Genomic DNA, 20,819 nt, shown 5'->3' on the forward strand with positions numbered 1-20,819 from the left:
CTCTGCGCGACATGAGGTGAAAGCAACATGAAACGTGAGAGCAACACGGGGCGTAACGGCAGCGGGATGACAGTAACGTAGTAGAGAGCGCTTAGGCAAAGCCGTTGTGCATGGGCGCGGGCGATCGACGCCGCGCCCGCGCCGCGAGGCGGCGCGCTCGCCGCCCCCGCCGCGGCCGAGGCGGCGCGCTCGCCGCCGCCCGCGCCTGCCGAACGCAGCAGCCGAGGCGGGGCGCGGCTCGTCCATCGCGCGCGCGGCCGGCGCTGCGGCCAGGGCGCGGGCGATCGCGCGGAGCGCAGCGCGGCCGTTTGGCCGGTGGGCTACATCACGTCCGGGCGCACCGCCGGCCGAGGCGGCGAGCGTTCCGTGCCGCGGGCGCGACGTGCTACGTTCGCGCCGTTAAAAGGCCGCTAAACGACCGCTGAAAGACCGCTAAACGGCCGAACGGAGCGCCCGACATGCTCGATGCACGGTGGTGGCAGCGCGGGATTGTCTATCAGATCTACCCGCGCTCGTTCATGGACTCGAACGGCGACGGCATCGGCGATCTGCGCGGTATCCGGTCGCGCCTCTCGTACCTGGCGTGGCTCGGCGTCGACGCGATCTGGATCTCTCCCATCTACACATCGCCGATGGCAGACTTCGGTTACGACGTGTCGGACTACTGCGGCATCGACCCCCGCTTCGGCACGCTGGACGAGTTCGACGCGCTCGTCCGCGACGCGCACGGCGTGGGCCTCAAGATCATCCTGGATTTCGTGCCGAACCACACCTCGGATCGGCACCCCTGGTTCCTCGAGTCGCGCGCCTCGCGCGAGAGCGCGAAGCGCGGCTGGTACATCTGGCGCGATCCGGCGCCGGGCGGCGGCCCGCCCACGAACTGGCGCAGCGAGTTCGGGGGCCCTGCGTGGGCGTGGGACGCGGCGACAGGCCAGTATTACTACCACGCGTATCTGAAGGAGCAGCCCGACCTCGACTGGCGCAACCCCGAGGTGCGCGACGCGATGCTCTCGGTGATGCGCTTCTGGCTCGATCGCGGCGTGGACGGGTTCCGCGTGGACACGATTCACCACCTCATCAAGGACAGCGAGCTCCGGGACAACCCGCCGAACCCGCACTTTAGGCCCGGCATGCCCCCGCACCGCGAGCTCCTCCGGCTGTACACGACCGATCGCCCGGAGGTGCACGAGGCCGTCGCCGCCATGCGCCGCGTGCTCGACGACTACGACGATCGGGTGCTGATCGGCGAGGCCTACCTGCCGTTCGATCGGCTGATGGCCTATTACGGACAGGACCTCTCCGGCATGCACCTGCCCTTCAACTTCCACCTCATCGGCGCGCCCTGGGACGCGCGGGCGATCGCGGAGATCGTGCGCGAGTACGAGGCGGCGCTGCCGGAGGGCGCGTGGCCGAACTGGGTGCTCGGCAACCACGACAAGCCGCGCATCAAGAGCCGCGTCGGCGCCGCCCAGGCGCGCGTCGCCGCGATGCTGCTGCTCACGCTCCGCGGCACCCCGACGCTCTACTACGGCGACGAGATCGGGATGTGCGATGTCCCGATCGCGCCCGGAGAGGTGCAGGACCCGTTCGAGAAGAACGTGCCCGGCCTCGGCGTCGGGCGCGACCCGGAGCGCACGCCCATGCAGTGGGGCGGCGGCGCGGGCTGTGGCTTCACCACCGGCAGACCGTGGCTGCCGCTCGCGCCCGACGCCGATCGCACCAACGTCGAGGCGCTGCGCGGCGACCCGGGCTCGATCCTCTCGCTCTACCGCGCGCTCATCGCCCTCCGGCGGGCCGAGCCGGCGCTCGCCGTCGGCGCCTACGCGCCGCTCGCCGCGGGCGAGGACGTGCTGGCCTACGCGCGCGAGCACGCGGGCCGCCGGCTCCTCGTCTTGCTCAACCTGTCGTCGCACCCGCGCCGCCTGGCGCTGACGGCCGACGCCAGAGGGGCGCGCGTCCTGCTCTCCACCGGGCTCGATCGGGCAGGGGAGCGGCTCGACGAGGCCGCCGAGCTGCGCCCGGACGAGGGGCTGATCGCCGAGGCCCAGGGCTGAGGGGGCCTGCGCCCGGGGTGGCCTAATTCGCCCCGGAGTGATTCACATGAAGGCGGGAAGATCATTGATCTTTTCTTCCCGCCTTCATGTTCAAATCCGGCCACCACCTGCGCGCGGGCCCTGCGGCGATGCCTCGGGGCGACGCGCCGCCTCAGAGGGGGATGTACTGGATGCCCGCGGCCGCCCCGAGCGAGGCGGCCGCGGCGGCCCCGACGAGGAGCAGCGTCGTGACCAGGAGCGTCCCTTTGATCTCGTCCGTGACCAGGTCGTCCACGCCCTGGGCGAGCTCGTCCCGCACCTTGACCAGGTCGATGCCGCCCTTCTGGTGGGCCTCGTTCCGGAAGCGCGCCAGCGTCAGCGCCTCGATGGTCTTGAGCAGCTGCGCCTCGATCTTGCGCCGCAGGAGCCCCCGCAGGCCGCCCCCTCGCGGCGCCGCCTGCACCCGGTGGATCACCGCGAGGCGCAGCCGCTTCGCCGCCTCGTTGATCGGCACGCCCTCCACCGCCTGCGCCACCCGTCCGCCGCGCGCGCCCGCCTCGGCCTGATCCGAGACGCCGAGCAGCCGCTCGAACACCGCGGTCACGAGCATCCCGCCGAGGCGCTTCGACCGCACGACCTGCAGGATGCCGGCGCCGAGCGCCCGCTTCCACGACAGCGTGAAGCCGACCACAGCAGACAGCACGAGCGCCACGATCGCCGCGAGCGCCCCGCGCAGCGCAGAGCCGTCCGCCGCGATCGCATAGGAGGACCCGGCGAGCACGACGGCCAGGAGCGACATGGTCGCGGCGGTCAGGAAGAACGCGCGGATCGCGGGCCCCAGCGCCGCGGCGACACCTTGCATGAACGGTCGGAGATCCATGATCGCCCACCTCACCACGGCCGCGGTCCGGCGAAAATGCCGAAGGGGGCGGCGAGCTCCGCGATCGCGAGCGGCACGGGGACACGCGGCGCGCGACGCGCGACGCGCGACGTTGGCGCCCGCCGCCGCTCACCGGAGGTAGTCGCGGTAGAACCGATCCCGGAAGTCGAAGAAGCGGGCGAGGGCGGGGTCCTCGGCGATGCTGCGCACCGACGTGCCCGCGAGCTCCGGCTTGAAGAGGTGCTTCGACGGCGGGAACTTGAGCGGATAAACGAGGGCCACGGCGGCGACGTCGGCGAGCGACGGCTCGTCGCCGACGAGGTACGCCGAGCCCTCGAGGCGAGCGCAGAGCTCGGCGAGGGTCGCGCGCACGGCGCGCTCCGCGGCGTCGAGCCACCGCTCCACGGCGCCCACCCGCGCCTCGGCCAGCGGGAGGACGGCCGCCAGGGCGCCGAGCCCGGCGTGCGCGAACGGCCCCATCGCGGCGCCCAGCGCGTCCAGGTAGTGCTCCTCGCGGAGGCCGCGGCGCATCAAGCAGAACGGCGCGTACTTCCCGAGCGTGTCGTCGAGGCGCGCCTCCAGGGCGAGGACCTCGCCCCGCTGCTCTGGATCGTCGGGGAGCAGGCGCCGCCCTTCGGGGAAGGTGCGGTCCAGGTAGAGCGCGATCTCGGTGGAGTCCGCGACGACCGCGCCGTCGTGCTCGATCACGGGGAGCTTGCGCTGGCCCGAGAGGCGGTAGATGGCGATCTGCTCGGGACCGGGCTTGTGCTCCTCGATCCGGTACTCGAGCCCCTTGAAGTCGAGGGCAGCCCGGGCCTTCTCGGAGAAGTGACTGAGCGGGAAGCGATGGAGGACGATCGTCATCGCCCCTCGATACCACGGGCGGGCGGGGGCGGAGCCGCCCTCGGGCCCGCCCGCGCGCGGCGGCGAGCCCGACGGCGCGGCGCTCCGGCTCAGATCACGCCGAACTTCTTGCCGACCTTCTCGAACGCCTCGAGCGCGTGATCGAGGTGCTTGCGCTCGTGGGTCGCCATGTAGCTCGTGCGGAGGACCTGCTGCTTCGGCGGGACGCCCGGCGTGATGAACGGGTTCACGTAGAGCGAGTAGTCGTCGAGGAGCGACTTCCACATCATGACCGTCTTGAGGTCGTCGCGGATGTAGATCGGGATCACGGCCGTCTCGGTCTTGCCGAGCTCGAAGCCGAGCCGCTGCAGCTCCGTGCGCATGTAGGTGAAGTTCTCGCGGAGCTTCTCCTGGCGCCACGGCTCCTCCTGCATGACCTCGAGCGAGGCCATCGCCGCGGCGACGCAGGGCGGCGCCGCGCTCGCCGCGAAGAGGAAGCTGTAGGCGAAATGCTGAATGTAATCGAGCACCTTGCGCTCGCCGACGAGCCAGCCGCCGATCGAGGCGAGCGACTTCGAGAAGGTGCCGCCGATGAGGTCGACCTCCTTGCCGAGGCCGAAGTGCGCGGCGGTGCCGCGGCCGCCGGGGCCGATGACGCCGAGGGCGTGCGCGTCGTCGACCAGGAGCCGCGCCTTGTGCTTCTTCACCACCTCGACGATCCCGGGCAGGTTCGCGATCTCGCCCTGGGCGCTGAAGACGCCGTCCGTGATGACGAGCGCCCCCTCGGTGTCGGCGATCTCGGAGAGCGCGCTGTCGAGCGCCGCGGGGTCGCTGTGCTTGTAGCGGACCATCCGGGCGCCGGTCGCCTGGGCGAGCCGCACGCCGTCGTAGATCGACGCGTGATCGTCCTTGTCGATGATCGCGACGCTCCGCTTGTTGCTGAGGAGCGCCGAGATCGTCGCGATGTTCACCTGGTAGCCCGTCGTGAACACGAGCCCCGCCTCCTTGCCGTGGTAGGCGGCGAGCTTCTCCTCGAGCTCGTTGTGGAGGCGCATCGAGCCGTTCACGAGCCGCGAGCCGGTCATGCTCGTGCCGTACTTGTCGATGGCGTTCCGCGCGGCCTCCCGCACCTTCGGGTGGGTCGTCAGCCCGAGGTAGTTGTTCGAGCCGAGCATGATCACGCTCCGCCCCTCGAGCTGCGCCTCCGGGCCGTTGTTGAAGTCGAGCGGGCGGAAGAAGGGGTAGACCCCCATGGCGCGGGCGTTGTCCGCGGTCATGAACTTGTACGCCTTCTCGAACACGTCGCGCCCGCCGATCCGCGAAAGCGACGTCCGCGCCGCCATCTGGGTCGCGAGCTGCTGCTCGGCCGCCGCCGCCACGTAGGTGCCCGCGCCGTTCGCGCCGGCGCCGTTCACGGCCGCGCCGTTCGCGCCGACGCCGTTCACGTGCGGGCGGGCGGCGGCCCGCTCGGGCGAGGCGCTCGCCGCCTCCTCGACGGCCGACAGCCCCGCGGCGCCCGCGGCGCGCGCGGACGGCCGCGGCGACGCCGCGCGGGCCGGCGTCGCCCCGTGGACGCCGGCCTCGTCGTCGAGCGCCGGATCGATGTTCGGGAGCGCGTGCCCGTTCAGCAGGATGTCCCACGCCTCCGCGGCCCGCTCCCGGGCGGCGCGCAGGCGGTTCTTCGCATCCATGACCCCGGTGGCGAGCCGCATCACGCGATCGTTGCTGACGACTCGGACGACCGTGCTCGACGAGGCGAGCTTCTTTGCTTGGTCGACCAGACGATCCTTCATGCTCATGCCCTGGCTCCTCACGCGATCGGTTAAGGGACGCGGTCCTGCCCGCGAAGGCCGCTCCGGCGTATCACGTCGGGCCGTCCGCGGCCCTGCTCGCTTCCGGTGCGCGTCGCCGCTAAAGCAGCCTGCGCGACCTGCGTCAACGGGTACAGCCCCGCGCGGCCGCCGCGGAGCACGGCGCGCCGCGCAGGCGCATTCCGCGTCGCGCAGCGGCCTTCGCGCGGTGCGCGTCGCCCTTCGCAGAGCCCGCTCGCCGCCCTCTCGGTCGCCCGCGCTCGCGCCCCACGTCCGAGGTCGGCTCCCCGCGGATGACCACACCGCGGCATGCGGCGGCTCCCCGCGGATGACCACACCGCGGCATGCGGCGGCTCCCCGGGGATGACCGCACCGCGGCATGCGGCGAGATGCAACTCGTTGCGGAGTGATGCGCGCCGGTGTAGGAAAAGTTTTCAGGGTCTATGCGCCGCGTCCTAGTCGTTGACGACGAAGAAAACCTGCGCCTCGTGGTGCGCACGTTCCTCAAGCGGGATGGCTATGAGGTCGAGGCGGTCTCGAGCGGCGAGGAGGCGCTCGCGATGGTCGAGACGTTCGGGCCCGACGTGATCCTCACCGACGTCCGGATGCCCAGGATGGGCGGCCTCGACCTCCTGGCGACGCTCAAGGCGAAGGGGAACGAGGCCACGGTCATCGTGATGAGCGCCTACGGCAACGTCGACATGGCCATCGAGGCGATGAAGGCGGGCGCCTACGACTACATCCAGAAGCCGTTCAAGGCGGAGGAGGTGCTGCTCACGCTCCGCAAGGCCGAGGAGCGGGAGGCGCTCCGCCGCGAGAACCGCGCGCTGCGCCAGGAGATCCGGCGGGAGAACCTGTTCGAGGAGATCCTCGCGAAGAGCCCGCCGATGCAGGCGATCTTCAAGACGATCGCGAAGGTCGCCGACTACAAGACAACGGCGCTCATCACGGGCGAGAGCGGGGTCGGCAAGGAGCTCGTGGCCCGGGCGATCCACCGGAGGTCCGGCCGCCGCGGCGGGCCGTTCGTCGCGGTCAACTGCGGCGCCATCCCGGAGAACCTGCTGGAGAGCGAGCTCTTCGGGTACAAGCGGGGCGCGTTCACCGACGCGGTGAACGACAGGGCGGGGCTGTTCGAGCAGGCGAACCACGGCACGCTGCTGCTCGACGAGATCGGCGAGCTGCCGCTCTCGCTCCAGGTGAAGCTGCTCCGGGTGCTCCAGGAGGAGACGATCCGCCGCCTGGGCGACAACAAGGACATCAAGGTCGACGTCCGCATCCTCGCGGCGACGCACCGCGACCTCCTGGCCGAGACGCAGGCCGGCCGGTTCCGCGAGGACCTCTTCTACCGGATCAACGTGCTCCCGATCGCGATCCCGCCGCTCCGGGAGCGGCGGGAGGACATCCCGATCCTCATGGATCACTTCCTCGCGAGGAACAACGCGCGGTTCGGCATCAACATCCGCGGCTTCGAGCCCGAGGCGCGGCGGCTGCTCCTGGAGTACCGGTGGCCGGGCAACGTGAGGGAGCTGGAGAACACCGTCGAGCGCGCCATGGTGCTCTGCGAGGGCGAGCGCATCGGCGAGGCCGACCTGCCCGAGCGGATCCGCGAGGCGCGCGACCCGATCCAGATGCAGCTGACGAGCGGCGAGCTGTCGATCAAGAAGACCTCGCGCGTCATCGAGGAGATCCTCATCCGGCGCGCGCTCCAGAAGACGAAGGGCAACCGGACCAAGGCCGCCGAGGTGCTGGAGATCAGCCACCGGGCGCTGCTCTACAAGATCAAGGACTACCGGATCGATCTGTGACGGCGGCGACCCGCCTGGAATCGCATGGAAGCGCCGCGGACGCCGCGGCGCCGCGGGCGATCTCCCGGATCCGGCCGAGTCGAAGCTCGGTATTACTTCCGATGTCGGCGAGGAGCTCCTGCCGATCTCCGGATGGCGACATCCCCGGGGCGGGCGGCGCAACACGCCCTTGCGCCCGTCGCCTCAGGCGGCTACGCCGTCGCGCTCGCCCCTATGAAGAAGAATTACGTTCTCGACGCGAACGTCCTGCTCCACGATCCCCACGCGATCTTCAAGTTCGAGGACAACGACGTCATCATCCCGATCTACGCGATCGAGGAGATCGACCAGTTCAAGCGGGAGGGCTCCGAGCGCGGGCGCAACGCGAGGACCATCGCCCGGCTGCTCGACGAGGTCCGCGGCGCCGGCACGCTCGCGACCGGCGTGCTCCTGGAGAGCGGCGGCACCCTGCGGATCGCGATCCCGGAGCGGCGGCCGGAGCTGCTCGTGGGGCTGGAGTCGGGCTCGCAGGACAGCGCCATCCTGCAGACGGCGATCGACATCCGCGACCGGCACAAGGACCGGCCGACCATCTTCGTGACGATGGACACGAACCTCCGGATCCGCGCCGACGCGCTCGGGATCCCGGCGGAGACGTACGAGAACCAGCGGGTGCACGATCCGGCCATCGAGCAGTCGGTGGTGGAGCTCGAGGTGCCCGGCGCCGAGGTCGACGCGTTCTTCCAGAACGGCTTTCTCGCCGGCGCCAACCTCGCGGATCTCTTGCCGAATTCGGCGGTTCTCCTCCGCGACGCGGGGGCGCCGAGCCACACGGCGCTCGGGCGCTTCGACGCGGCGCGCGGGCAGATCGTCGCGCTCCGCGTCGGGCGGGAGGGGGTGATGGGGGTCCGGCCGCGCAACAAGGAGCAGGCCTTCGCGCTCGACCTCCTGCTCGACGATTCCGTCCGGCTGATCACGCTCATCGGCAAGGCGGGGACGGGCAAGACGCTCCTGGCGCTCGCGGCGGCGCTCAAGCGGACGACGGAGGACAACGCCTACAGCCGGCTGCTCGTGAGCCGGCCGATCATGCCGCTCGGGCGCGATCTGGGCTTCCTTCCGGGCGACGTGGACGAGAAGCTGAACCCGTGGATGCAGCCGATCTTCGACAACCTCGAGTTCCTGTTCTCGAACGGCGGCGCGAAGCCGGGGCGCGACGCGCGCGGCTTCGTGGAGCTCCTGGAGAGCGGGCGCATCCAGGTCGAGCCGCTGACCTACATCCGCGGGCGCAGCCTGCCGCACCAGTACCTCATCGTGGACGAGGCCCAGAACCTCACCCCGCACGAGGTGAAGACGATCATCACCCGGTGCGGCGAGGGGACCAAGATCGTGCTGACGGGCGATCCGCAGCAGATCGACAACCCGTACGTGGATCACGCGTCGAACGGCCTGCTCGTGGTGGCGGAGCGGTTCCGGCGCGAGCGCATCGCGGGGCACGTGGTGCTCGCCAAGGGCGAGCGCAGCGAGCTCGCGGAGCTCGCGGCGAACCTGCTCTGACGCGCGCGGCGGGGGGCGCGCGGCGCGCTCACGGGGAGAGCAGGACGGGAGCCAGCGGCGTGGGGGCGAGCAGGACAGGAGCGAGCGAGGCGGGAGCCAGCGGGGCGAGGGCGAACGTGAAAGGGGCAGCGGAGCGTGGCGCGGCGTCCTCGGGCTAGGCCTTCGGGGCCGCCGGCCTGGGTGCCGGACGCGGATCGGCTCCTCGGCGCCGCGGCGCGGCGGATTCGCGTGGTCGGCTCGAGCACGCCGGTGAACCTCGTCGAGGAGCTCGCGCGGCTCGCCGCGGCGTGGGGCAAGGGGGGCGGGGAGGTCCCGCGGTTCGTCTATGCGCCCGCGCAGGACCACAGCGATCTCCGGATAGCGATGGACACGGCGGCCGAGCGGCTCGCGGATCTGGGGGAGCTCGGCGCGGTCTACGCCGGCCGCGCCCTCGAGCTCGCCGCGGAGGCCGCGATCTGCGAGGCCGCGGGCGGGGCGGGGTGCTGGGCCGCCGCGCGCCGCCGCTACGCCGCGCGCGACGCGTTCGACGAGCAGGCGGACGCGCTCGCCGCGGCCTGGGTCGAGCAGGGCGCGGGCGCGACCGCGGGCGACGAGGCGCGGGTGCGGAGCGACGACGCGCGCTCGCCCCGGTCGCTCGTGTCGCGGATGCGGCGCGAGATCGGGGCGCGGCGCCTGCCGCTCCGGGTCGTGATCGCCGACATCGCGCCGCTCGCCGCGACGGGCGACGGGGTGATCCAGGTCGCGCGGGGGCGCATGCTCACGCGCGACGACGTGGAGCGCACCGTGCTGCACGAGATCGAGGGGCACGCGGCGCCGGGCGTGCGCGCCGCGGCGCTCCCGCTCGGGATCTTCGCGATCGGGACGGCGAACGGCGGCGACGACCAGGAGGGCTGGGCGCTCGCCCGCGAGCGCGCCGCGGGGTACCTGGTCGGCGCCCGCCGGGTCGAGCTCGGGCTGCGCCACCTCGCCGCGCGGAGCGTCGAGCGCGGCGCCAGCTTCGTCGAGACCGCGCGGCTGCTCGAGGCGCGCGGCGCGCGCTCCACCGCCGACGCCCTGCGCATCGCGGCGCGGGTCCACCGGGGCGGCGGTCTGGCGCGGGAGGTCGTCTACCTGCCGGCGCTGCTGCGGGTCGAGGCGACGCTCCTGGAGCAGCCGGCGCTCGGCGAGGTGCTCTCCTCGGGCAGGGTCTCCGTGGGCGCCGCGGCGTCGCTTGCGTCCTGGGCGCGGGGGAGCTGAGAAGGGCCGCGGCGGCCCGGTTCGGCGTCGCTTGCGCCCCGGGCGCGGTCGAGCGGAAGGCCGCGGTTGCCTGGTGATCCGTGGTTGTCCGGCTCACGCGGGAGCATGGGAAGGCGGGAAGAAAAGTCCGATCGTCCCCTGAACTTCCTATCTTCCCGCCACACGGATCCGATGAAATGGAGGGCGCTGCGGGTCGGGCGAGGAGCGGAGAGAAAGGGGGCTGCGTGAAGGGAAGGATCACTTCGGCCGTGCGAGCACGGCATGGAACGCGCTTGTCGTGTCCGCTGGCGAGCGCGGCGTCGCGCGCGCGCGATCGCGCCCGGCGGGGCCGCGCGGCGCGCGGAGGTGGCTCCGGGGGCGCGCGGCTCGGACGGGCCAGCGGGCGGAGGGGGGCATGAACTCGAAGAAGGCCATGGAACGGGAATCCAGGCGGCCGCCGAGGGGAGGCGAGGCCCCGGCGGTGGTCCTCAAGGACGATCTTCACGTCGTGGATCTGGGCGCCGGCGTGATGCTCGACGTCTTCATCAACGTCGAGGGCCGGCTCACGACCTTCGTGAGCCTGGATGGCCAGCTGATCGCGGAGCTCCGCGTCGCGGGCCACGCGTGAAGCGCAGGCACGACCGCGCCGGGAGGCGTGGAGACGGGGCGAGAGACGACTCGAGCGCTCTCCCCGCCTCCGCGCCTCCCGTGCGCCGGCGGATCCGGCCCGACGACAGCGACGCGCGCGGGCTCGGCCTTATCGGCTAGGCGCCCGAGAACTCCCGCACCACGCGGAGGATGCCCTCGCCGTAGCTCGAGATCTTCGCCTGCCCCATGCCGCGCGCGAGCGCGAGATCGTCGAGCGACGCGGGCCGGATCCGCGCGATCTCCCGGAGCGTCCGGTCGTGCGCGATGACGTAGGCGGGCAGCGATTTCTCCTTGGCGAGCGCGGCCCTGTGGGCGCGCAGCGCCTCGAACAGCGGGACGTCCCGCGCCTCGAGCTCGACCCCGGGGTCCGCCTGCGCGGGCGAGGAGGCGACGGGCGCGGCCGGCGCGCGGTCGTGGGCCGCCGCGGAGGACGCGCGCGCGGCCGGCGCGGGGCGCGCGGCGGGCGAGGGGGCCGCCGGTCGGCGCGGAGCTCGTCGGCGCGCGGCGGGGACCGGGAGCCGCACCCGGGCGGGCACCTCGCCGCGCATCACGCGCCAGCCCGCGGGCGTGACGAGCGGGACGGGGAACTCGCCGGTGGTGAGATCGATCCAGGCGTTCGCCAGCAGGACCCGCAGGATCGACATGGCCTCGTCGTGGCGCTTCCCCTGGAGGACGCCGAAGGTGGAGAGCCGGTCGAGCCCCATGCGGCGGACGCGCTCGTTCGACTCGCCGATGAGCATCGACGCGATCGCCTGCATCCCCGCGCCGCCCTTCGCCCGCGCGACCCCGGCGAGCGCGCGGCGCACGAGGTCGTTGTCGCGGGCGAGCGCGGCCGGGTCGCTCTCCTCCAGGGCGTCGACCTCGAGGCAGACGTCGCAGTGGCCGCAGCCGCCGAGCGACTCGGCCTCGTCGCCGAAGTAGCGGAGGATGAAGTCGTGCCGGCACGTCGCGGCGTCGATGTAGCGGAGGAGCTCGCGGAAGAGCCCCCACGCGCGCGCGGCGTCGTCGGCGCTCGCCTCGGCGCCCCCCTCGCCGAGCTGGCAGAGCCGGCGGCGCAGCGCGATGTCCGCGGGCGCGAACAGGAGCAGGCCGCGGGCCGGGTCGCCGTCGCGGCCGGCGCGGCCGACCTCCTGGTAGTAGGCCTCGATCGACGACGGCGGCTGGGCGTGCACGACGAGGCGCACGTCGGGCCGGTCGATGCCCATGCCGAAGGCGTTGGTGGCGACCACCACGGAGAGGCTGCGATCCGCGAAGCCGGCCGACAGGCGCGCGCGCGACTCGGGGGCGAGGCCGGCGTGGTACGCCTCGGCGTTCCAGCCGGCGTCGCGGAGCGCCTCGGCCAGGCGCTCCGCCCCCTTGCGGGTGGCGGCGTACACGATGCCGGCGCCGCGGGGCCGCCCGGGGTCGCCGAGGGCGTCCAGGAGCGCGCGCGCCGTGAGGCGCCCGGCCTCGCGCGGGCCGTCCACCGCGGAGACCTGCAGGTGGAGGTTGGGCCGGGCGAACCCGCGCAGGATGACCTTGGGCGGCGGCCCTTCCGGCCCGGGCTCGCCCGCGGCGCCGACGTCGTCGTCGCCGGGCGAGCTCCGCGGCCAGCCGAGGCGCCGGATGATCTCGTCGCGCGCGTCGGGGGTCGCCGTCGCGGTGCAGGCGAGGACCCGGGGCGGGCGGAGCCGCGCGAGCGCGGCGCCGATGCGCAGGTAGTCGGGCCGGAAGTCGTGCCCCCACTGGACGATGCAGTGCGCCTCGTCGACGGCGACGAGCGAGAGCCGGCTCTCGGCGATCGCCTCGAGGAAGCCGTCGAAGGCGAGGCGCTCGGGCGCGGCGTAGACGAGCTTGTACTCGCCGCGGCGCAGGGCGGCGAGGCGGCGGCCGTTCTCCTCGCGCGGGAGGCTGGAGGCGACGAACGTCGCGGGGATGCCGCGCACCTCGAGCGCGCGCACCTGATCTTCCATCAGGGAGATGAGCGGGCTCAGGACGAGCGTCGTGCCGGGCAAGGCGACGGCCGGGAGCTGGTAGCAGAGCGACTTGCCGCCGCCGGTCGGCGCGACGACGAGGACGCGGCCCGCGCCCCCGAGCAGGGCGTCGATCGCCTCGCGCTGCCATGGTCGGAACGACGCGATGCCGAACCGATCCGCGAGCACGGCGTCGATCGACGGGGGCGGGCCCTCCGGGGGGCGCAGCGGGGAGGCGGGGAGGCGCTCGGTCACGATCGGCGAGGGGGGCTCAGCGAAGATCATGGCGGCGGCGTCGAGCGAGCGCCGTGCCCGCCGCGAGCCCTAGCATTTTCGTGGGCTTGCGTCGCGCCGGGGGTGGCGGCGCCATGGCGGCGCGCGGGTCGCCCGGGGTCCGCCGCCGGCCTCGCGCCGCCGGCGCGCGCGCGCCTGGCGCGCCTGGGCGGCGCGGCGATCAGGCCTGGACCACGCCGACGCCCTTGGCGAGCGCTTCCATGTCGTCGAAGTGGTAGACGTGGCGGCCGGGGCTCCCCTGGAGCGCGGCCGCCACCATCGCGCCGGCGACGGTCCTCGCGTCGATGGGGCGGTACCTGCGGAGGCCGCCCTTCATCGTGAACCGGAGCGTCTGCGCCGCGGCGACGCCGATCGCCTCGCCCTTCCTGACCTCGCCCCGCTCGCCGAGGAGCAGGCTCGGGCGCAGGACGTGGACCGACGCGAAGCTCGCCCCCGAGAGCTCCTGCTCCAGCTCGCCCTTCACGCGCAGGTAGAAGCTGGTCGAGCGCGGATCGGCGCCCACGGAGGAGACCAGGACGAACTGCTTCACTCCCGCCTTTTCGGCGAGCCTGGCGATGGTGATCGGGTAACGATAGTCGATCTGGTAGAAGGCCTCTTCGGAGCCGGCCTTGGCGATGGTCGTCCCGAGCGCGCAGAACACGTCGGTGACGCCGGCGAACTCCGCGCCGTCCAGTCGATCGAAGTCGACGATGCGCTGGGAGAGCCGCGGGTCCTCGATCGGGGCCGGGCGGCGCAGCAGGGCGACGACCCGCGCGTACGCGGGTTGCTGCACGAGGAGGCGCAAGCAGTGGCCGCCGACCAGGCCCGTTCCTCCCACGATGAGAGCTGTCTTGTCGACCGTCATGGATTCCATGTTCCTGCGGAATCACCTGCGGAGGGCGCCGCCGCGGGGATCCACAGCCGTACCGCGCAGAGTAACCCAAGCGGCGCGCGAACCATAGCGGCCGGCGGCGGGCGTCGCGAGCGGACGGCCGGCGCAGATCCCCTACGGTTCCTTCCGCTTCCGCTCCAGGTTCCCCGGTGTGCGCGGGCTCCCCATCGCCGCGGCCGGCTTCCCGCCTTCATGCGAGCTCTCTCCGGGCAGAGATGGCCACGACCTGGACAGAACACCCGGAACAGAACACCCGGAGGAGATCGCTGGCCTGCGCGGCGGCGGCGATGGTCGTGGCAGGAGGCCCCGAGGGGGGCGGGGCCCGCTCGCGCGGCCGGCGAGGGGCCGCGCGGCGCGCTGCTCACGTGACCGGCGCGGGGGCGACCTTCGGCGCGAGCTTCGCGCGCTGGGCGTGGAAGGCCTTGATCGCCATCGGAATGAGCTGCTCCCGGTGCTTGGGCACCATGTTGTTCGGCAGCTGCTCGACGGGCCACCAGGTGCCGGTGGCCGGGACCTCGGCGAGCTTCGCCTGATGGACCCGGGAGAGCATCCAGCCGCGCGCGGCGGCCGAGAAGTAGTCGCCGACGAACGTGAAGTCGGAGATCGTCATGCCGACCCGGTGGAGCACGTGCTCGGGCTGCTCGCCGGGCGAGAGGACGCTCCCGGGGCAGCACCACGCTCCGGGGCTCGACTCCGACGCTCCTCGCTGGGTCAGGAGGACCTCGAGCGCGCCGGAGTCCGCGTTCTTCCGGAGGCACACGGCGTCGGCGGCGAGGTTGATGGGCAGCCGGGAGATGGCGTTGATCAGCGAGCTGCCGAGAGGCTCCCTCGGATCGACGTACCCGAGCAGCCAGCCGGCCATGGATTTGATGAGCCTCATCGCGGGACCCTCCGCGAGGGCAGGACGTGGGGCCGCTGGCGCATCGCCGCGCGGGCCGCGCCCAGGTGAGCGCGCCCTTTTTGTTCGGGGCTGGACGCCGTGCCAGAGCCGTTCTTCGCGCCGGTACCCGGGCGGCGCGGTGGTGTCGATGGGATCGCGGTTCGAGTTGGATCTTGCATAGGGGTTGCTGCGTTGGATTCCTTGTGCGTTGTCGCGGGACGTTGTGTGAGCTCAGATCTTCATGTCGCTTCTCCTGAGATGTCGGACCTCTCCGACGACGTTGAGCAGCCTACAATAGGCTTTGTTTCTTTGTCGTTTCATTCATGCAGCCCGAGCGTGAATCATCATCTGATGTCGTTGCTCGCGTGTCTCGCCGGCTCCTGACGCGGCTGTTCGGGCGTCGAGCGCCAGAGTCGCTCGTGAGCGGAGGGCGCGTGCGCTCGACGAAACGTCGATGTCACCGCGGCGTCAGCGGGGCAGTCGTCGCGTCTCTCGCGCTTGCCCGCCGCGCTCGTCCTCCTCGGTCACCTCCGCCTCGACGTCGATGACCTGGCCTGACGCCGGCCACGCCGGCCGCTCGCGGGGCGCGCCAGGGCGCTCCGCGCCGCGTCCGCCGAACGGCCCGCCGCCGAGGTCGATGACCCTCATGCTGAAGAACGCCCCGTTGCCCGCGCCGAACCCGCCGAACCCGCCGAGGCCGGCGGCGCTCGCCGCGGCCGCGCGCCGCTCGAACCGCTCGCGCACGGCCGCGGCGATCCGGCGGCGCGCGGGCGGGAGCAGGAGCACGAGCCCCGCCACGTCGGTCAGCACCCCCGGCGTGATGAGCAGCGCCGCGCCGACGAGCACGAGCAGCCCGCCGGTGAGCCCCTCGTCCGGGACGCGGCCCTCGGCCATCGCGCCCCGCCAGGAGGCGAGCACCTTGAGCCCCTCGTGCTTCGCGAGCGCTGCCCCGAGGACGGCCGTTCCGAGCGCGATCGCCACCGTCGGCCAGAAGCCGATGCGGTCGCCGATCGACAGGAGCAGCCAGAGCTCCAGGATGGGGACCGCCGTGAAAAGCAGGATGAGCTTGCCCATGCCCCCCCGTCTAGCGCCGCCCGCCGCGCGGCGCACGCTCGGGCCCGCACGCCGCCGCCGCGCGCCATGCCGCCATGCTGCCGCGCCGCGTCGCCCATCCGCGCCCAGCGCGCCGACGCCGCGCCGCTCGCGGCCGGCCGCTCCGGCGCGGAGCCGGCGCCGGAGTACCGGCCGCGGTGAGAGTGCGCTAAGACCGCCTGCCCCGGAGAAATCCATGACGACCGTCCCCGTGGAGCAGGAAAAGGTGGAGGCGTGCCGCGCGTTTGCCGCCGACATCGCGGACGAGGTGCAGCGCTTCATCGACCGCCACACCACGGTCGGCGTCGAGCGCACGGTGGCCCGGGCCTACGGCGTGGTCGGCGCCGACGCGGAGGGGACGCCGCTCGTGAACGCGCTCGTGGATCGCGTCCACAAGGCGGGGCAGCTGGGCTGGGGCGTCGCGTACCACCTCGGCCGGGCGCTCTGCGATGGCGCCGCCTCGGTGCAGGAGGCGGCCGAGGCGCTGGCGTTCAGCGAGGCGGCCGACTTCGGCGCGGGCCCGACCGCGGCCGAGGCGCGCGGCGCGCTCGAGGCGGCGACGCGGGAGGCGATCGCCCGGATCGACCGGGCCCGCGAGGAGCGCGAGGCCCACAAGGCGGCGCACCGGGTCGGCGTCGCGCCGCTCAAGTACGTGATCGTCGCGACCGGCAACATCTACGACGACGCCGTCCAGGCCAAGGCCGCCGGCTTCGCCGGGGCCGACATCGTCGCCGTGATCCGCGCGACCGCCCAGTCGCTCCTCGACTACGTCCCGGAGGGGCCGACCACCGAGGGGTACGGGGGCACGTACGCGACCCAGGAGAACTTCCGGATCATCCGCCGCGCGACCGACGAGGCGACCCGCGACACAGGCACCTACCTGGCGCAGACGAACTACTCGTCCGGCCTGTGCATGAGCGAGATCGCCTGGATGGCGGCGGTCGAGCGGCTCGACATGCTGCTCAACGACGCGATGTACGGGATCCTGTTCCGCGACATCAACATGCAGCGGACGTTCATCGATCAGTACTTCTCCCGCCGGATCATCGCGAGGAGCGGGATCGTCATCAACACGGGAGAGGACAACTACCTCACGACCGCCGACGCCGTCGAGAAGGCCCACACGGTGCTCGCGTCGCAGTTCATCAACGAGGCGTTCGCCCGGCGCGCGGGCCTGCGCGAGGAGCAGATGGGCCTCGGCCACGCGTTCGAGATCAACCCCTGGCTCGAGGACAGCCTCCTCTTCGAGCTCGCCCAGGCCCAGCTCGTCCGGCAGATCTTCGATCGGCACCCGATCAAGTGGATGCCGCCCACGAAATTCAAGACGGGCGACATCTTCCACAGCCACGTCCACGACGCGATGTTCAACCTGGTCGGGATCACGACCGGCCAGTCGATCGAGCTGCTCGGGATGTTCAGCGAGGCGATCCACACACCGCTGCTCATGGACCGGTATCTCTCGCTGAAGAGCGCGCGCTACATCTTCACGGCGGCGCGCCACCTCGGCGACGAGATCCAGTGGAAGCCGGGCGGCATCGTCGAGTCGCGCGCCCGCGAGGTCCTCGACAAGGCGCACGCGCTCCTCGGCGAGGTCGAGCGGGAGACCCTCTGGGACGCGATCGGGCGCGGCGCGTTCGGCGACGTCAAGCGCACGCGCACCGGGGGGAAGGGGTACGCGGGCGTCGTGGCCCGGCACCCGGAGTACCTGAATCCGGTCCTCGAGGTGCTGGAGCGCTCGTAGGGCGCCCCGCCTCCCTGCGCCGGCGGGGCGGCGCGGCGGGAACGGAGAGAAGACCGCCAAGACACCAAGGACGCCAAGAGGGGAGATCTCTGGCCCTCCTGGCGTCCTCGGCGCCCTGGCGGCGCTTCTTCCCCATGGTCCGGAGCCCGACGGGAGCTGGCCCCGGAAGCCACCGCACTGACGTCTTCAAAAGGCATTCTCCCCTGTCTTCGCGAGCCGCTGCGCGCCCTCTCCGGCGCGCGATGGCACTGGCCACGCGCGGCCGCCCGGCGCTACTGTTGATGGGGATCGGCCCCTTCCGCCCCGTGACACCGAGGTGAGCATGACACAGCGAAACATCCTGCGTGCGTATGGCGACCGCGAGGGCGACGGGATGGTCCAGATGTCGTTCACCCTCCGCGTCCTGCCGGGCGACCGCGCGCGCGAGGCGGCGAAGCGGTTCGCGGAGGCGCACGGGCTGCGCGAGCCCCTGGTCACGGCCATGGAGCAGGCCAGCCGGGAGCACACCTATTTCGTCGTGTACGGCCACTCCCAGCACGGGGTCGACACCTCGGACATCGAGGTGGAGGAGCTCGCGGCTCAGCCCCTCACGCGCGACCAGATCGAGGAACAGGCGAAGAAGCTCGGCCGCAAGATCGTGGTCGTGGGCGCCTGCACCGGCAGCGACGCGCACACCGTGGGTATCGACGCGATCCTGAACTACAAGGGCTTCGCCGGAGAGAAGGGCCTCGAGAGCTTCAAGTGCTTCGACGCCCACAACCTCGGCGCGCAGGTCGAGAACGCCGAGCTCTGCGAGCGGGCCAAGGCGCTCGGCGCCGACGCGATCCTGGTCTCGCAGGTGATCACGCAGCGGAACTGCCACAAGGAGAACGCGGCGGCCCTCGTCGAGATGGCGACGCGCCAGGGCTTCCGGGACAAGGTGATCCTGCTCCTCGGCGGCCCGCGCATCGACCACAACCTCGCCGTCGAGCTCGGCTTCGACGCCGGCTTCGGCCCCGGCACGAAGCCGATCACCGTCGCGTCGTTCCTTGTCGAGCGCCTCGTGGGCAGGGTCTAGGGGGCAGGCGACGCGGCGGCCGGCGATGCGGCGGCAGGCGGCGCTCAGGCGACGAGCAGGTGGTAGGCGGCCGAGAGCTCGGCGAACCGCGCGGTGCGCTGCGCGCGCTCGACGGGCTGCGACGCGCCCCGGTCGGGGTGCAGGACGGCGGCGAGGCGGCGGAAGCTGCGGCGGATCTCGGCCTCGGTCGCGCCCTCGCGCAGGCCGAGCACCTCGAGGGCCCGGCGGCGCGGCTCGTCCACCCGGGCGGCGCGCGGCGCGCTCGACGGCCCGCCGCGCGGCGGCGCGCTCGATGACGATGCGCCGCTCGACGCCCCGCCGCGCGCGGCGCCCGCGCTCGCGGCGCGCCGGTAGCGATCCCGCGCGCGCGGGCGGCCGTGGAGGAAGTCGCTCGGCGAGAGCGGGCCGGTCTGCCGCAGCGACGCGGCGAGCGGCCTCGCCGTGTGGAAGCAGATGGTCGCCTCCTCGATGGCGAAGAGCGCCTCGAGGCGGGCGCGGAGCTGGATCCGGAGCGCGCGCTCGACCGCGCTCTCGGGGATGAGCCCCGCGGCCACGAGCACCTCGCCGGTCCGGCGCCCCCGGTGCGCGGCGACGAGCGCGGCGAGCCGCTGGATCGACGGCTCGGGCGCCGAGCCCTCCCGCGCGAGGATCTCGCCGAGCCGCGGCACCCGGAGCGGCGTCTCGACGGCCGTCACCAGGCCGGAGAAGAGCTGGATCCTGTGCTGCCGGCCGGGCACCGTGGAGCCGCTCGGCGTCCTGAGCTCGCAGAGCTCCAGGAGCCCGGTGGTCCTCTCGCGGTAGAGCGCGCCGAGCAGGTCTCCCAGGGTCGACGTGGAAAGGCGGCTGGGCAGTTGCATCGCGATCGCGGCGTTATCATCGCCGCCCGCGATCGGGCAAAGAAGCGGCGCGGCGCGGGCAGGCGGCCGACGTACGCGCGCGGGTAGGGTAGGTAGGTAGATGGGTAGGCGGCGCCGCCGGAAGGGCCCGCTCGCGCGCGCGTTCACGTCACGCCGCCCGCCCGAACGAATGTGCGCCCAGGTCGCGGCTCGCTGTGCGAAGCTCCGCGCGAAAACGGCCCGGCGCGGCGCGCCGGCGCGCGGATCAGGAGGACTCTGCGATGGGCTTGCTCGACGGAAAGGTCGCGATCATCACGGGAGCCGGCGGCGGGATCGGCCGCGAGGAGGCGCTGCTCTTCGCCCGGGAGGGCGCGAAGGTCGTCGTCAACGATCTCGGCGGCGCGCGCGACGGGTCGGGCTCGAGCGACGCGATGGCGGCGCAGGTCGCGGAGGAGATCCGGGCCGCGGGCGGGCAGGCCGCGCCGAGCTTCGACAACGTGGCGACCCCCGAGGGCGCGGCGAGGATCGTGAAGACCGCCGTCGACGCGTTCGGCAGGGTCGACATCCTGGTGAACAACGCGGGCATCCTCCGCGACAAGACGCTCCTCAAGATGGATGAGGGGATGTGGGACGCCGTCATCGCCGTTCACCTGAAGGGGACGTTCCTGTGCACGCAGGCCGCCGCGAAGCAGATGGTCGGGCAGGGCGAGGGAGGGCGGATCGTGAACACCACGAGCGTCTCGGGGATGCTCGGCAACTTCGGACAGGCCAACTACGCGGCTGCCAAGGCCGGCATCTACGGGCTCACCCGCACCGCCGCGATCGAGCTGCAGAAGCAGCGGATCACCGTCAACGCGGTCGCGCCGATCGCCAAGACCCGCATGACGGAGGATCTGCCCATGTTCCAGTCGGCCAGCGACACGCTCACGCCGGCGCACGTCGCGCCCGCGGCGCTGTTCCTCGCGTCCGACCTGTGCGCCGATCGGACCGGCAACGTCCTCGCCGTCGCCGGCGCGCAGATGTACATTTACAAGGTCGTTCAGAGCCCCGGAAAGTTCAAGGACGAGGGCGGTGTCTGGACGGCGCAGGAGATCGCGGAGCACTGGGACGCGATCAACAAGCTCTGATCGCGCCGTCCGCTCCGCGGGCGGCGCGAGCGCGCCGCCCGGGGCTGCGCGCGCGGCCCTCGTGCGCGCGCGGGGTGGGTGCGCGCGGGCCGCGCCGGGTGCGCGCGTGCCGCGCCGCTCGCGCGGCGGCGGACGCGGCAGAAGCGAGGGCCCGGCGCGCGCCGACCGTTGCTGTGCTGATCCCCGGATGCTAGGTTCGAG

General features: G+C 72.8%; 16 protein-coding genes. 8 read left to right on the forward strand and 8 right to left on the reverse strand.

The annotated features are described in order from the left end of the window. Positions 1-458 precede the first annotated feature (458 nt). On the forward strand, positions 459-2,054 hold the full coding sequence (locus WMF26_RS17450) for an alpha-amylase family glycosyl hydrolase (RefSeq protein ID WP_438001247.1): 1,596 nt from the start codon (positions 459-461) through the stop codon (positions 2,052-2,054). Positions 2,055-2,205: 151 nt separating this feature from the next. Here WMF26_RS17450 and WMF26_RS17455 read toward each other — a convergent pair whose 3' ends face one another. The 3 genes from WMF26_RS17455 to WMF26_RS17465 all read right to left on the reverse strand — a co-directional run bounded on the left by WMF26_RS17455 (position 2,206) and on the right by WMF26_RS17465 (position 5,555). After that, on the reverse strand, positions 2,206-2,913 hold the full coding sequence (locus tag WMF26_RS17455; RefSeq protein WP_438001248.1) for a hypothetical protein: 708 nt from the start codon (positions 2,911-2,913) through the stop codon (positions 2,206-2,208). Positions 2,914-3,042: 129 nt separating this feature from the next. Next, positions 3,043-3,777 carry a glutathione S-transferase family protein gene (locus WMF26_RS17460; RefSeq protein ID WP_438001249.1) on the reverse strand — a complete coding sequence of 245 codons (735 nt, stop codon included), beginning with the start codon at positions 3,775-3,777 and terminating at the stop codon, positions 3,043-3,045. A gap of 89 nt (positions 3,778-3,866) precedes the next feature. Further along, entirely contained in the window at positions 3,867-5,555 is a 1,689-nt protein-coding gene (locus WMF26_RS17465; RefSeq protein ID WP_437338144.1) for an aminotransferase class I/II-fold pyridoxal phosphate-dependent enzyme, read from the reverse strand. Between the two features lie 455 nt (positions 5,556-6,010). On the opposite strand from WMF26_RS17465, the gene WMF26_RS17470 reads away from it, so the two are divergent. The 4 genes from WMF26_RS17470 to WMF26_RS17485 all read left to right on the forward strand — a co-directional run bounded on the left by WMF26_RS17470 (position 6,011) and on the right by WMF26_RS17485 (position 10,748). Further along, positions 6,011-7,372 carry a sigma-54-dependent transcriptional regulator gene (locus WMF26_RS17470; RefSeq protein ID WP_020735460.1) on the forward strand — a complete coding sequence of 454 codons (1,362 nt, stop codon included), beginning with the start codon at positions 6,011-6,013 and terminating at the stop codon, positions 7,370-7,372. 213 nt (positions 7,373-7,585) lie between these two features. Next, positions 7,586-8,905 (forward strand): PhoH family protein, encoded by a 1,320-nt coding sequence (locus WMF26_RS17475; RefSeq protein ID WP_061623042.1) that lies wholly within the window; start codon positions 7,586-7,588, stop codon positions 8,903-8,905. Positions 8,906-9,085: 180 nt separating this feature from the next. Further along, complete coding sequence (locus WMF26_RS17480) at positions 9,086-10,141, forward strand: tyrosine/phenylalanine carboxypeptidase domain-containing protein (protein WP_437947275.1); 1,056 nt, start codon at positions 9,086-9,088, stop codon at positions 10,139-10,141. A 394-nt stretch (positions 10,142-10,535) separates the two neighbouring features. Further along, a complete protein-coding gene (locus WMF26_RS17485) occupies positions 10,536-10,748 on the forward strand; it encodes a hypothetical protein (RefSeq protein WP_148313657.1) in 213 nt (70 codons plus the stop codon). Positions 10,749-10,884: 136 nt separating this feature from the next. Here the strand turns inward: WMF26_RS17485 and WMF26_RS17490 are convergent, their stop codons facing one another. The 4 genes from WMF26_RS17490 to WMF26_RS17505 all read right to left on the reverse strand — a co-directional run bounded on the left by WMF26_RS17490 (position 10,885) and on the right by WMF26_RS17505 (position 15,839). Continuing rightward, on the reverse strand, positions 10,885-13,005 hold the full coding sequence (locus tag WMF26_RS17490; protein ID WP_438001250.1) for a RecQ family ATP-dependent DNA helicase: 2,121 nt from the start codon (positions 13,003-13,005) through the stop codon (positions 10,885-10,887). Between the two features lie 169 nt (positions 13,006-13,174). Further along, entirely contained in the window at positions 13,175-13,867 is a 693-nt protein-coding gene (locus WMF26_RS17495; RefSeq protein ID WP_437338148.1) for an oxidoreductase, read from the reverse strand. A gap of 379 nt (positions 13,868-14,246) precedes the next feature. Beyond that, entirely contained in the window at positions 14,247-14,765 is a 519-nt protein-coding gene (locus WMF26_RS17500; protein WP_437947277.1) for an NUDIX hydrolase, read from the reverse strand. 468 nt (positions 14,766-15,233) lie between these two features. After that, the gene (locus WMF26_RS17505) at positions 15,234-15,839 is read right to left on the reverse strand and encodes an FxsA family protein (protein WP_438001251.1); all 606 of its coding nucleotides are present in this window, start codon (positions 15,837-15,839) and stop codon (positions 15,234-15,236) included. A 214-nt stretch (positions 15,840-16,053) separates the two neighbouring features. On the opposite strand from WMF26_RS17505, the gene WMF26_RS17510 reads away from it, so the two are divergent. Then, positions 16,054-17,598: a lysine 5,6-aminomutase subunit alpha gene (locus tag WMF26_RS17510; RefSeq protein ID WP_438001252.1), complete on the forward strand. Its 1,545-nt coding sequence runs from the start codon at positions 16,054-16,056 to the stop codon at positions 17,596-17,598. Positions 17,599-17,920: 322 nt separating this feature from the next. Beyond that, entirely contained in the window at positions 17,921-18,655 is a 735-nt protein-coding gene (locus WMF26_RS17515; RefSeq protein ID WP_061621541.1) for an OAM dimerization domain-containing protein, read from the forward strand. Between the two features lie 44 nt (positions 18,656-18,699). Here WMF26_RS17515 and WMF26_RS17520 read toward each other — a convergent pair whose 3' ends face one another. After that, entirely contained in the window at positions 18,700-19,512 is an 813-nt protein-coding gene (locus tag WMF26_RS17520; protein ID WP_438001253.1) for a J domain-containing protein, read from the reverse strand. A gap of 260 nt (positions 19,513-19,772) precedes the next feature. Here WMF26_RS17520 and WMF26_RS17525 point away from each other — a divergent pair, with 260 nt between their 5' ends. Then, entirely contained in the window at positions 19,773-20,618 is an 846-nt protein-coding gene (locus WMF26_RS17525; RefSeq protein ID WP_438001254.1) for an SDR family NAD(P)-dependent oxidoreductase, read from the forward strand. Positions 20,619-20,819 lie beyond the last annotated feature (201 nt).

Origin of the sequence: Sorangium sp. So ce185 (assembly GCF_051526825.1) — a bacterium.
GTDB lineage: Bacteria > Myxococcota_A > Polyangia > Polyangiales > Polyangiaceae > Sorangium > Sorangium cellulosum_D.